The organism is Chloracidobacterium sp. N, from assembly GCF_018304765.1.
Taxonomy (GTDB): Bacteria; Acidobacteriota; Blastocatellia; order Chloracidobacteriales; family Chloracidobacteriaceae; genus Chloracidobacterium; species Chloracidobacterium aggregatum.
Genome location: NZ_CP072643.1, coordinates 446,647 through 459,919, shown reverse-complemented (window position 1 = coordinate 459,919; position 13,273 = coordinate 446,647). Strand labels below are relative to the sequence as shown.

8 protein-coding genes are annotated in these 13,273 nt (G+C 60.6%); all 8 read left to right on the top strand.

Annotated features, from left to right (window positions below):
* Positions 1 to 141 precede the first annotated feature (141 nt).
* The 8 genes from J8C05_RS13020 (at position 142) to J8C05_RS15715 (ending at position 13,173) form a co-directional block, all read left to right on the top strand.
* Positions 142 to 483, top strand: a complete 342-nt coding sequence (locus tag J8C05_RS13020; RefSeq protein ID WP_211423942.1) for a hypothetical protein — start codon at positions 142 to 144, stop codon at positions 481 to 483.
* A 356-nt stretch (positions 484 to 839) separates the two neighbouring features.
* The gene (locus tag J8C05_RS13010; protein WP_211423941.1) at positions 840 to 1,529 is read left to right on the top strand and encodes a JAB domain-containing protein; all 690 of its coding nucleotides are present in this window, start codon (positions 840 to 842) and stop codon (positions 1,527 to 1,529) included.
* Entirely contained in the window at positions 1,526 to 4,444 is a 2,919-nt protein-coding gene (locus tag J8C05_RS13005; protein WP_211423940.1) for an ATP-dependent DNA helicase, read from the top strand. Before J8C05_RS13010 ends, J8C05_RS13005 begins: the two co-directional genes overlap by 4 nt.
* 3 nt (positions 4,445 to 4,447) lie before the next feature.
* Entirely contained in the window at positions 4,448 to 5,806 is a 1,359-nt protein-coding gene (locus tag J8C05_RS13000; protein ID WP_211423939.1) for an AlbA family DNA-binding domain-containing protein, read from the top strand.
* Positions 5,807 to 5,816: 10 nt separating this feature from the next.
* Entirely contained in the window at positions 5,817 to 7,751 is a 1,935-nt protein-coding gene (locus tag J8C05_RS12995; RefSeq protein ID WP_211423938.1) for a DNA methyltransferase, read from the top strand.
* Between the two features lie 2 nt (positions 7,752 to 7,753).
* Positions 7,754 to 10,558 (top strand): DEAD/DEAH box helicase family protein, encoded by a 2,805-nt coding sequence (locus tag J8C05_RS12990; RefSeq protein ID WP_211423937.1) that lies wholly within the window; start codon positions 7,754 to 7,756, stop codon positions 10,556 to 10,558.
* Positions 10,559 to 10,738: 180 nt separating this feature from the next.
* Complete coding sequence (locus J8C05_RS12985) at positions 10,739 to 12,526, top strand: GmrSD restriction endonuclease domain-containing protein (RefSeq protein WP_459543868.1); 1,788 nt, start codon at positions 10,739 to 10,741, stop codon at positions 12,524 to 12,526.
* Positions 12,526 to 13,173: a restriction endonuclease subunit S gene (locus J8C05_RS15715; protein WP_211423936.1), complete on the top strand. Its 648-nt coding sequence runs from the start codon at positions 12,526 to 12,528 to the stop codon at positions 13,171 to 13,173. Before J8C05_RS12985 ends, J8C05_RS15715 begins: the two co-directional genes overlap by 1 nt.
* Positions 13,174 to 13,273: the final 100 nt, after the last annotated feature.

Sequence of the window (13,273 nt, the reverse complement as noted above, 5' to 3'; positions counted from 1 at the left end):
GGGTAATTTTGCCTGTGGAGTACCCTTTCGGTCAGCATCAATGCCGGTGAGCGTTTTCATTTTGCCAACGCACAGAACACAACCTACCGCGGCATATCCACGCTGCTCCTATCGGACAGTGGGTGCGAAAGCGCTCTCTCAATGGAATCCTACTTTGTTCGTTTCACAATTGCCATTATCGTTGTTCCACCATCTATTTGCATAGCCATGCAACCACCCAAAAAGCACAAGGCTGAAATTACCATTTCCGCGCGGTTTGAGGAGATGGAATTTTTTGGCGCCTACATTCGAGAACTTAAGCTCTCGCTCACTACCCGTGACTCCCAAAGGCACGAGACAACGATCACGAATCGGTTGAGAACCTACGACACCACGGTAGATGATGGCCGAGCGCTCAACGTTGAGATTCAGCATCCACAAATGCCTCACGGTGACGACATTTATAGCCAAAGCCACTTCAATGATAAGTACACCCACTTTTAATTCTCGCGCTTGGGCTACAGCATTACCTTAGTGGTGCGGGACAGCACCATCTCGGCTGCATCCCCATAGTCCTGTGCCCGAAGTGGGAACAGCAATAGCTCTTGTGGCGAAATTTGCATTGCACTTCGAAGAAAACACACCATGACATCGCAACGCAATCGAGATGGAGCTTCAAGCACCGCGACGCTGGGCTACGAAGCACAGCTCTGGCGGATGGCCGACGCCATGACCGCCATCGAACGCGACAACCCCGCCCTCCAACGTCTCCAAGTGGGGCGGCGAGTGCCTCCGCGACGACAAGCGCTGGAAATACGGTGTGCCACCGACGGGCAACGCCAACTTCGCGTGGGGGAAATATGAATGAAAGCGAACGGAACTATCGCGGTCACCGACAGCGTCTTCGTGATCGCTTCCTTAGGTCAGGGCTGGCTGGCTTTGCCGACTATGAGGTGGTCGAGCTGCTGCTGACGCTGGCGATTCCTCGTGCCGATGTGAAGCAGCCGGCCAAGGCGCTGATCGCGCGGTTCGGCAATCTCCGCGGCATCCTGGACGCGCCCATTGAGGAGCTGCGGGCGGTGCCCGGCATCGGCAGCGTCACGCCGGTTGCGCTGCAGATCATCAAGGCGGCTGCGACGCTCTATCTCCAGCAGAGTGCCGAGCGGCTTGACTCGTTCGCGGATCCGGAACGGCTTTCCGAGTTCTGGCGCATGCGGATCGGCGCACTGAAGAACGAGGTCTTCGAGGTCGCTTATCTGGACTCGGGCTATCGGCTATTGCGCGACGGCGTGGAAAGGCTGGAGGAGGGCACAATCGATCGCGCGACTGTCTACCCACGCAAGGTCATCGAAGCGGCGCTCAAGCGCGGCGCTGCAGCGATCGTGCTCGCGCACAACCATCCGAACGCCGACCTTAAGCCGAGCGAGCACGACAAGGTGCTCACTCGGGCCATCGTCCTCGCCGCGGAGACGGTGCATCTCAAAGTGGTCGATCATCTGATCGTATCGGCACAAGACACATTCAGCTTTCGGAAGGCGGGACTGTTATGAACATCGCGCCCACCATCACGAAACACTACCAAGACCTCAACGACGCACAACGGACCATCGTCGCTCATCTCGACGGCCCGCTCCTCGTGATCGCCGGCCCCGGTTCCGGCAAGACCTACAGCATCGTGCTTCGTGCGCTGAATCTGCTGCTGTTGGGGAAAGCGCTGCCGCGGCAACTGGTGCTCTGCACGTTCACCGAGAAGGCCGCTTTCGAGATGCGCGACCGCTTGGCCACCGCCGCTCGCAAGGTCGGCTACACCGGCGATCTTTCGGAGCTGACCGTCTCCACGATCCACGGCTTCTGCAATCGCATCCTCTTGCAGCATCGCCATCGCACCAACCTTGGTCATGGCTTCGATACGCTCGACGAGCTCACGCAGCTTCTCTTTATCTTCGAACACTTCGATGAGATCATCGGGCCGGCGGAGAACGGCTTTTTTCTTGGGCGTTGGAAGACTCGCTGGACCGCGATTGAGGGCGCACGCGGCTACTTCAACAAGATTACTGAAGAGCTCGTCGATCCAGCACAGCTCATCGCCTCCGCTGACCCGTTCCATGTGGCTATCGGCCATGCATACCGTCGCTACGAGCGCGCGCTTCTCAACGCCAACCGGACCGACTTTGCGCACCTGCAGCGTCTCGTGTACGACCTGCTGAGCGATCCAGACACTGCGGACGCCGTGACTCGTGACCTGCGCTACGTCCTCGTGGACGAGTACCAGGACACCAACTACATCCAGGAGCAGCTTCTCCTCAAGCTCACGGAGAAGACACGCAATCTCTGCGTAGTGGGGGATGAGGACCAAAGCCTGTATCGCTTTCGCGGGGCCACCGTGCGCAACATCCTCGAGTTCCCGCAGCGGATGCCGGGTTGCAAGGTGGTGAAATTGACGACCAATTACCGCTCGCACCGCGCGATCGTAGAGCGCTATGACCGCTGGATGGCTTCGGCCGACTGGTCCAACCCACACGGCCCGTCATTCCGGTACGACAAGACCATCGAGGCCGATCCAGCGGCCGCCCATCCCTCCTATCCGGCCGTCATCGCGATCTGGGGCAAGGACAGGCGCGACGAGGCCGCCCGTTTCGCCGACCTAGTTGACTTCCTTAAGAAAAATGAGGTCATCGCGGACTACAGCCAGGTTGCGCTCCTGTTGCATAGCGTTCGTGAGGAGCACAGTGGCCCCTATCTGGCCGCGCTCGCGGCCAAAGGGATCCCGGCATTCTGCCCCCGTGCCCGCGCGTACTTCGAGATTCCGGAAGTCCGTGACCTGGTTGCCTGCTTCGCCGTACTGTTCGGATGGCACGGCAACGGCCGCGGGCAGGTAGGCGGTGCAGTGGCCGAACTCGCTGCCTACGTGGACGACGCCATCGTCCAACTCGGCCGTCGCTTCGGCGCTCCGCATCCTCTGGCCGACGCCCTCCAACGATGGACCGGCGAGATCGAGACGCCCGAGAAAAGCGAGACGCTCGACCTTCGCCCAGCCGACTACTTCTACCGCCTGCTCGCGCTCGACCCGTTTAAGACTGCGGTGCGGAACGAGAACACCGCCCGCAACCTCGCGATCTTCTCCCAGCTCCTCAGCATCTTCCAAAGCTACTACCACTACACCGTAGTAACCCACAAGAACCGCGAGTTCCTCCGCTTCCACTTCTTCAACAGCTTCCTGCGCCTGCTCTACGACGGCGGGATCAACGAGTACGAAGACCCGGACCAGCCCTTCCCCAAGGGACACGTGCAGGTGATGACGATCCACCAGGCTAAGGGGCTTGAGTTCCCGGTGGTGGTCGTCGGCTCGCTCAGCACACAGCTCTCAAGTCCCAAGCAGATCGACCGCGACCTCACACCCTTCTACCACCGGCCGCCCTTCGAGCCGGAGAATCGCATCACCCTTTTCGACCGGATGCGCCTGCACTATGTGGCTTTCTCGCGGCCGCAGAAGCTGCTCGTGCTCACCGCCCACGAGACCCCGAAGGACCACTTCGCACCCATCTGGGAGGGACTGCCGCAGTGGCCCTACGTACAGAAGGACCTGCTGGCCGCTCAGCGCTTCGAGGCACGCGAGCGGATGCCGGTGAAGAAGACCTACAGCTTCACCGGCGACCTCAAGATCTACGAGACCTGCCCGCGCCAATACCAGTTCTTCCGCGAGTACGACTTCACGCCCTCGCGCTCGGCGGTAATCTTCTTCGGTCTGCTCGTGCACCAGACCATCGAGGAGATCCACCGCATCGCCCTTGACGGCAAGCTCGACACACTCGACGAGCCCCGCATCCGCGAGCTTTTCGAGCGCACGTTCCGCTTCCTGTGCCTCAGCGACGTGCGGCCCATCGGCGACGCGGCAAAAGAGGCGGCGTTCACGCAGGTGCTGAACTATTTTCGCCAGAACCGCGACGAGATGCGGCGCGTGATCCAGACCGAGGTGGACGTGTCCCTAGAGAAGGACGGCTACATCCTCGCCGGCAAGGTGGACCTCCTGCTCGGCGGGGATGGGAAACTGGAGCTTTTAGACTTCAAGACCTCGCCACGTCCGAAAGACAGCCCTGAGCTGATTGCCGCCTACGAGCGCCAGCTCTGCACCTACGCCCATATTCTGGAACGGCGGCACGGCAAGCGCGTGGATCGGCTGATGCTCTACTGGACTTCGGAACCGCGCAAAGAGGACGCGCTGATGGTCCTGCCCTACGACCCGAAGCGCGTCGAGGAGGCCGGCCGCTACTTCGACGAAACTGTGCGTCGCATCCAGGCGCGCGAGTTCGTGGTGACCACGCCGCCCGAGCCGGCAATCTGCAGAGAATGCGACTTGAGGCTACTGTGCCATGCGGAGGGTATCGTGGGCGCCGGTGACATGGGTCGCGCTTCAAACAACTCTAAAACTCGACCTTCACGACCTCTTCCGAGTAAAACGGACTGATCCATGACGGCCAAGGTCGAACAATTGTTGGCGCAGCACGAGGGCAAGACGCTGGAGTTCAAGGCTTGTCTTGCCGAGCCGTTGCCTTTTCTGAAAACCTTGGTTGCCTTTGCCAATTCCGCAGGAGGAACGATCATTTTCGGAGTTGAGGATAAAACGCGCCGCGTGTTGGGAGTGGACGACCCGCTCGAGCTGGAAGCCAGGCTGGCAAACCTGGTCAGTGACGGCATCCGTCCCAAGCTTGCCCCTGACATCGAGATTCATCCCTGGCGGCGCACGCACCTCCTGGTGGTCCGGGTTTACCCGAGCCCTGTCATGCCGCATTATGTGCGGGCACTCGGACCGGAAAATGGCGTTTTCATCCGTGTAGGCTCCAGCAACCGCCAGGCCGATCGCGTAATCCTCGACGAAATGCGCCGATTGGCGGCTCAACGTTCCTTCGATGAGGAACCGTTGCTGGATCTTGACTCGGAAGCCATCGACTTCCGAGCTGCTTCCGAGCTGTTTGCGCCTGTGCGGAGGCTCTCGCAGCAGGACCTTGAAATCCTGGGGCTCACCGTGCGCCACCGTAGCAAGTTAGTCCCGACGGTGGGCGGCATGCTGCTGTTCGGCAAGAACCGGTTGCGGCTGTTCCCGGACGCCTACCTTCAGGCCGCTCGCTTCGGTGGAACCAATCGGACACGCATTCACGACACGGCGGATTTCGATGGACCGCTTCCGGCCCTGGCGGATCGAGCCATCGGCTTTCTGCGCAAGCATGAGGCCGTCGCCATCGAAATCAAGGCGCCCCGTCATCAGGAACGGTGGCCCGTTCCGCTGATCGCCATCCGCGAGGCGCTGATCAACGCGCTGGTTCACGCCGACTATGCCCAGCGGGGCGCGCCGATCCGCCTGGCCGTCTTCGATGACCGCATCGAGGTCGAAAATCCCGGCCTCCTGCCCTTCGGCCTGACCATCGAGGACATCCGGGCGGGCGTCTCAAAGCTGCGCAACCGCGTGATCGCTCGCGTCTTCAAGGAATTGGGACTCATCGAGCAGTGGGGCAGCGGCATCGGCCGAATGATCACCGTATGCAAGGAAGCAGGCCTGCCCGAACCGGTTTTTGAAGAAGTGGGCCTGCACTTTCGCGTCACGCTCTACAAGACGCCGGCGCCTGCCGAGGCGCCCGACCCCATCGAAAAGGCGATTTTCGAGTTGCTGGCCGATGGCAGCGGCTATACCACCGCGCAGGTGGCGAAAGTCATCCGCCGCACGCCGCGCGCGACGCGGGCGCGCCTGGCCTCCATGGTTGCCCGGGGGCTGGTGCAGGAAGTGGGCCGAGGGCCCCAGGATCCGAAACGGAAATACTATCTTGCAAAGTAAGGAGTAGTTTATGGCAAAGATCGAAATCACCAAGACCGAGCTGGTCTGGCCCGGCAAGTACAACGAGGACGGCACGCTCAAGGAAGTGCCGCGCGTGAGCCTGCCCTTCCAGGTCGTCGAGCGCGTGAACGAGAGCCGTGCCACGCGCGAGGCGAAGAAGAGCGGCGTGCAAGGCACGCTCTTCGATGTGTGGGAGGGCAAGGAGGGCGACACCTTCGAGGCGGGGTGGCGGAACAAGCTCATCTGGGGCGACAACTTGCTGGTGATGGGCTCGCTCTTAGAGAAGTTCGCGGGGAAAATCGACCTCATCTACATCGACCCGCCGTTTGCGACGGGGGCGGATTTTTCATTTACTGCGCCGATTGGTGAAGCCAGCGAGGAAGTGTTCAAAGAACAGTCGGTCATTGAGGAGAAGGCATATCGGGATACGTGGGGACGAGGCATCGAATCATACCTCTCAATGATCTACGACCGCCTCTTCGTAATGCGCGACCTTCTGGCACCGACTGGCGTCATCTACGTCCACTGCGACTCACGAGTGAACTATCTGATGCGGGCGATGCTTGACGAAGTGTTTGGCAAGGACAACCTACGAAACGAGATCGTGTGGTGCTATCGGGGCGGAGGAACTCCGGAAAATGACTTCGCGGAGAAGCACGACGTGATCTTTCGGTACAGCAAGGGGCCGACCTACTATTTCGATGTTGATCCAGTGCGGATTCCTTACTCGGATGCGAGCACTGAGCGTCTGCAGAACAAGGCGAATGTCTTCCGCGGCGACAAGGTCTACCGCAACTACGAACCAAACGAGCTCGGCAAGCATCCTGAGGACTGGTGGACCATCCAGCCAATCATGCCCTCCGAGAAACAAGAGAGAAGTGTCTGCTACTATCCTACGCAAAAGCCCGTTGAGCTTCTCCAGAGAATCGTCGACTCTTCAGCGCCCCCCAATGGGCTTGTACTTGATGCGTTCTGCGGCAGCGGGACCACCCTCGTGGTCGCTGAGGGTCTTCGCGTACTCCGAGGCGAGAAGAGCGAGAAGTCTCTTGGGCTTGCCCAACACCGACGGCGGTGGATCGGCTGTGACCTTGGGCGCTGGGCGATCCACGTCACCCGCAAGCGGCTGCTCTCCATCCCCAACTGCAAGCCCTTCGAGGTGCTGAACCTCGGCAAGTATGAGCGCCAGTACTGGCAGGGCGTGACCTTCGGCGAGGCGAAGGACAAGCCGCTCGCCGAGCGGGCGCTCTACGAGTACCTGGCCTTCATCCTCAAGCTCTACGGCGCGCAGCCGGTGGCGGGCATGGCGCACCTGCACGGCAAGAAGGGCAAGGCCATGGTCCACATCGGGGCCGTGGACGCGCCGGTGACCATTGACGAAATCAACCAGGCGCTCGACGAGTGCGTTGCCCTTAAGCAAACCGAGCTGCACGTGCTCGGCTGGGAATGGGAGATGGGCCTTGCGGGCCCGAACAACGAAGTGCGCAAGGGTAGCCCCATGCACGAGATCGCCAGGCAGAAGGATGTGAAGCTCCTGCTCCTGCAGATCCCGCGTGAGGTGATGGAGCAGCAGGCGGTGGAGAAAGGGGACGTGCGCTTCTTTGAACTGGCGTACTTCGAGGCGAAGATCATCCAGCCCAAGACGCTGACCGTCCAGGTCGAGCTCACGGACTTCGCCATGCCCAACGCGGACCTCATCCCTGAGGACGTGCGGAGCAAGGTCAAGAAGTGGTCGGACTACATCGACTACTGGGCGGTGGACTGGGACTTCCAGAACGACACCTTCATGCAGGGTTGGGTGGCCTACCGCACCCGCAGGGAGCGCGGGCTCCCGCTCGTCTCGGACACGCACATCTACGAGAAGCCGGGCAAGTACCGCATCCTCGTCAAGGTGATCGACATCTTCGGTAATGATACATCGCAGGCGTTTGATGTGGAGGTGAAGTAGCCATGGCCAAGTCCGTCATCTCTTACGACAAAGACCTGCCGGAGATCCCGGGCCGCCAGCCCTGGGAGAAGCCGACACAGCACCTCGTAAAGGACCAGAACGCACCCACGGGCTGGGCCGTCGCCGATGGCCGCCGCCCGAGCAAGCTCTTGCTCGTCCCAAAGATCCGCGAGCAGGTGGACACATGGCGGGAAAGCGGTTATGAGCGTGCGTCCGACGTCACACGGCGACTCTTCGAGTACTGGTTCGAGGAGGACCACGAGGTCCCCGGTTTTGGCGTTCCCTTCCGCTACTACTTCTGTCAGCGGGAGGCCATCGAGACGCTGGCGTGGCTGGTGGAGATCGCCGGCCAGCGTGACGCTCAGGAGCGTGACGCTCAGGAGCGTGACGCTCAGAAGCTTGATGCTCAGAAGCTCATCCAGGCCTACGCCACGACCTTCGAGAAGGACCTCTTCACCAAGAACATCACCTTCCAGACTACAATGGACGGCCAGCGACAGCTCCGCCGCTACGTGCCGGAACTCAACGCCGAGGGTGTGCAGGACCTCCCGCCCGAGAACCTCCGGCGCTTCGCCTTCAAGATGGCAACCGGTTCGGGGAAGACTTGGGTCATGGCGATGGCAGTGGTCTGGTCTTACTTCCACAAGAAGAAGGTGCCTCGTTCCGACCTCTCGACTAACTTCCTCATCGTCGCGCCGAACGTGATCGTGTATCAGCGGCTCGAAAAGGACTTTGCCGCCAACCGTATCTTCTACGAGCTGCCGCTAATTCCGCCGGAGTGGCGCGGCGCGTTCTCGCAGAAGGTGATCCTGCGTGGCGAGGCGACGGAGCCCGACCCGTCCGGCAACCTGTTCCTCACCAACATCCAGCAGCTCTACGAGTGGCGCGACGAGGAGTGGACACCGGCCAACGCCATCGAGGCGCTGCTCGGCAAGAAGCCTGCGCAAGACCTCGCTGCTTCGGGCCAGCGTTCGATGCTGGAGCGGGTGAAATCGCTCAAGGACCTCGTGGTGATCAACGACGAGGCGCACCACGTCCATGACGATGACCTCGCCTGGAACCAGTCGCTGCTCGCGATCCACCGCGCGCTGCCCAATGGCCTCGCCCTCTGGCTTGACTTCTCGGCGACGCCTAAGGACCAGAACGGCATGTACTTCCCCTGGACCGTGTGCGACTACCCGCTCGCCCAGGCCGTGGAGGACCGCATCGTCAAGGCGCCGCTCATCGTCACCAAGGAGGACGACCCGAAGCAGCCGAAGGACGACCCGGACGGCGTCACCGCGGACAATATCGCCGAAAAGTACGGCTACTGGCTGCGGGCCGCTGTGCAGCGCTGGAAGGAGCACTACGAGGTTTACAGGAAGCTTGGCACCCGCCCGGTGCTTTTCATCATGGCTGAGAAGAACGTGTACGCCGACGCCATCGGCGAGTACCTGTGGAAGACCAAGGAGTTCGGGTTCAAAGAGTCCGAGGTGCTGGTGATTCACACCGACAGCACGGGCGAGATCACCAAGAAGGACCTCGAGAAGGCGCGCGAGGCGGCCCGCGACATCGACAAGGCCGAAAGCAAGATCAAGGCGATCGTCAGCGTGATGATGCTGCGCGAGGGCTGGGACGTGCGCAACGTGACCGTCGTCCTCGGCCTGCGGCCGTTCACGGCGAAGGCCGAGATCCTGCCCGAGCAGGTCATCGGGCGCGGCCTGCGGTTGATGACCCAGGTGAGCCCGGACCGGACGCAGACGCTGGAGGTGCTCGGCACGCGCAACCTGCTGAACGTGCTGCGCAGCCAGCTCGAAGCCGAAGGCGTGGGTGTCGCCAGCACCAAGACCGATCCACCGCCGCCGGTCATCATCGCGCCGCTGCAGGAGCGCCTGAAGTACGACATCGCGATCCCGATCACGAAGCCGAGCCTGGTGCACGACATCCGCAAGCTGTCCGAACTGAAGGTGGAGGCACTCGACGCCATCTACGAGCAGGAGGATCTCGCCGAGCCGTTCCGGGTAAAGCTGAAGCTCGAGTTCGCCACCACCGAGACCGAGGTGCACCAGGCCGACATCGCAGCCGGCGAGCTGCCGCCCGCGCAGGAGCTGCTCGCCAGCATTACCAACAAGGCCATTGACCGCGCGAAGCTGCCGAATCGCTTCGCCGAGCTGTACCCGGCAGTGCGGGGCTACGTCGCGACCCGCTGCTTCGGCAAGACGGTCAACCTCGATACCGACGCGCTTCGCTCCCATCTCTCGCGGCTCGAGTTGCAGGAAGGCATCGCCAAGTACCTCGCCCGCAAAATCGCCGAGCTCACGGTCGAACGCCGTGCAGTGGAGTTCGACAAGGCCGACTTCAAGCTTTCCGAGACGAAGCCCTTCAGTTGGCGGCGCAACCTGCCACTGCTCGAAGCCAAGAAGACCGTCTTCAACTACGTCGCCACGTATAACGGCTTCGAGCGGAGCTTCGCGAAGTTCCTCGACAAGGCGAACGACGTGGACCGCTTCGCGTCGCTCGGCACGACCGAGCAGGGCGAGTCCGGTACCCAGTTTCGGGTGGACTACCTGAAGCCGAGCGGCGCCATTGGTTTCTATCATCCGGACTGGGTGGTGGTGCAGAAGACCGAGGCGGGTGAGGTCAACTGGATCATCGAGACGAAGGGCCGCGTGTGGGAAGGCACAGCGACGAAGGACGAGGCACTCAAGACGTGGTGCGAGCGAATCAACACGGCGACCGGAGCGGTGTGGCGCTACGCGCGAATCAATCAGGCCGAATTCGATCGATCTGCAGCAGAAGCTTTAGATGACCTCGTGTCAGCGTCCTGATTGCAGACGAACCATTCTGCCGCCGGACAAGCAGGAGAAAGCGACAGAGACCGTGCTGGAGCAGGCGGAGCTGCTTTCTGCAGAATGGGCGATGGCATAATTTCGGAGAAGGTCGAGAGCTGGACGTTCATTCCAGCATTGCTCTTTTCTCTGTGAACTTTCTTGGAGAGAATATTCGCGATGCGCTACTCAGTCACCCCGCATCCCATTGAAACCCTATTGACTTGGGTGAAATCCGGCGAGATCGCCATACCCGAAATCCAACGGCCCTTCGTCTGGGATGCCACCAAGGTGCGCAACCTGCTCGATTCCCTTTACCGTGGGTATCCCGTAGGCTACTTGATCACTTGGCGCAACCCCACGGTCAAGCTCAAGGATGGCTCGTTATCCGCCGGCAAGCGCATTCTGATTGATGGCCAGCAACGGATCACGGCGCTGATGGCCGCCCTCCTGGGCAGGAAGGTCATCACCAAGGACTACGATACCGTCCGCATCCGGATTGCTTTTCATCCGCAAGAAGAGCGCTTTGAGGTCAGCAACCCCGCCATCGCGAAAGATCCCGCGTGGTTGGCAGATATTGCCGAGCTGTTCTCGCCCTCCGCGAGCGTTTTCCAGATCGTGACAGATTATTGCCAACGGAATGCGGGTACCTCACAAGATGCCGTGTTCGCCACCCTCGAGCGGCTACGGAAGATCATTCACAACCACGTCGGCGTGATCGAGCTGGCTGACGATTTGGACATCGAGACGGTCACCGAGATTTTTATCCGTGTGAACTCGGCGGGTGTGGAGCTTTCCCAAGCCGACTTTGCCATGTCCAAGATCGCGGTGAACGAAAAATACGGGGGCAACCTCCTGCGCAAGGCGATTGACTATTTCTGCCACCTCGCGGTCGCTCCCGAATTCGCCTCGAAGATCGAAAATGGTGATCCGGATTTCGTACGGTCCGAGTTCTGGCCGGCCATGCGCTGGCTCAAGGACGTCAACGACGACCTCTACGACCCCACCTATACGGACATGCTGCGCGTGGCGTTCACCTACGAGTTTGGCCGCGGCAAGCTGCAGGACCTGGTGGCGCTGCTTTCGGGGCGCAATTTCGAGACCAAGCAGTATGAAGAATCAATTGCTGAGGAGTCCTTCGCTAAACTCAAGTCGGGCATTCTGGCCTTCATGAACAAAACCCATTTCGATCGCCTGACCATGATCCTGCGGTCGGCCGGCTTTGTCACCAGTGACCTGATCACCTCCCGCAACGCGGTCAACTTCGTCTACATTGTCTACCTGCGCGGCCGGCGCGAAGGGCTTGCGGCCGACGACATCGAGCGGTTGGTGCGCCGCTGGTATGCAATGTCCATCCTTACCAGCCGCTATACCGGCAGTCCCGAGACGGCCTTTGACCTCGACATCCGCCAGCTCGAAGCGCAAGGACTGCGAAGCTATGCCGACGCCGTCATCGCGACCGAACTGCCGGACAGCTTTTGGACGGGAATGTTGCCTCAGCTCATGGAGACCTCTTCGGCTCAGTCCCCGTACTTCATCGCCTATCTTGCCGCCCAAGCGCGGCTTGGCGACAAGGGTTTCCTCTCCAAGGACATCACCGTGCGCGATCTCTTGCTCAACCGCGGCGACAAGCACCACATTTTCCCGCGGCGATACCTTCAGCAGCAGGGCTTGAGCCGTGGCCAGTACAACCAGATCGCCAACTTCGTCATGGCGCAAAGTGAAATCAATATCGCTATTGGCGACAAGCCACCGGAAGTCTACTTCAAGGAGATCGCCGAGCAGGTGAACGGCGGCCCGAAGCGCTACGGCGGCATCACCGACCCGGAGGTTCTGCGGCAGAACTTCGAGGAGAACTGCCTGCCAGAGAGTCTGCTCAACGGCCAGGTGCCGGATTATGAAACGTTCCTTGCCGAGCGACGCCGGCTCATGGCCCTTCGCATCAAACGCTGGTTTGAGGTGCTCTGATGATCGAGGAACTCAAGCCGTACCCCGCCTACAAAGACTCTGGCGTCCCCTGGCTTGGCAAGGTGCCGGAGCATTGGGAGCTCAAGCCGCTCAAACGGTTGGTACGGTTAAATGCGAGTGTCCTGCCAGACACTACTCCTGCTGACTATGAATTCCGGTACATTGACATAGGTACGGTGGGCACAGGTTTTCTAACCAGAGAGCCACAACGGCTGCGATTTGGTAACGCCCCCTCCCGCGCCAGACGAGTTCTCCATATGGGAGTTACCATTATCTCAACCGTTCGAACTTACCTGAAGGCGGTCTATTATGTGGACAAAGACGCAAAGGCTCTAGTGTGTTCGACCGGCTTTGCTGTTTTGACGCCAGGACCCAGCACACAGCCGAAATACGTGAGCTACTTGGTGCAGAGCAATACTTTCACTGATCGTGTAACTGCCGAATCGGTTGGCACGGCTTACCCGGCAATTGCCGAGGGGCGACTTGGGTCATTCTATGTCCCTGTTCCACCCCTCCCCGAACAAACCGCCATCGTCCGCTTCCTCGATTACATGGACCGGAGTTGGAAACCGGACGGTCGCTTTTTGATCTCGGAGGGCTCCAGTATGACCTGGAGCAGCTTTTGGGTTGCCGCGTGGATGTGGTGACGGAACGAGACTTGAAGTCACGCATTCGGGAGCGCGTCCTTCAGGAGGCCGTGCCCGTATGAGGGATAGCAGAGAGAGAGCGACTGCGCGACATACTGAC

What these genes read in the sequence shown, in the direction of transcription:
- J8C05_RS12995 (WP_211423938.1), top strand. Translation starts at nt 5,817, where the DNA reads ATGGCAAAGATCGAAATCACCAAGACCGAGCTGGTCTGGCCCGGCAAG.
- J8C05_RS12985 (WP_459543868.1), top strand. Translation starts at nt 10,739, where the DNA reads ATGCGCTACTCAGTCACCCCGCATCCCATTGAAACCCTATTGACTTGG.
- J8C05_RS12990 (WP_211423937.1), top strand. Translation starts at nt 7,754, where the DNA reads ATGGCCAAGTCCGTCATCTCTTACGACAAAGACCTGCCGGAGATCCCG.
- J8C05_RS15715 (WP_211423936.1), top strand. Translation starts at nt 12,526, where the DNA reads ATGATCGAGGAACTCAAGCCGTACCCCGCCTACAAAGACTCTGGCGTC.
- J8C05_RS13005 (WP_211423940.1), top strand. Translation starts at nt 1,526, where the DNA reads ATGAACATCGCGCCCACCATCACGAAACACTACCAAGACCTCAACGAC.
- J8C05_RS13000 (WP_211423939.1), top strand. Translation starts at nt 4,448, where the DNA reads ATGACGGCCAAGGTCGAACAATTGTTGGCGCAGCACGAGGGCAAGACG.
- J8C05_RS13020 (WP_211423942.1), top strand. Translation starts at nt 142, where the DNA reads ATGGAATCCTACTTTGTTCGTTTCACAATTGCCATTATCGTTGTTCCA.
- J8C05_RS13010 (WP_211423941.1), top strand. Translation starts at nt 840, where the DNA reads ATGAATGAAAGCGAACGGAACTATCGCGGTCACCGACAGCGTCTTCGT.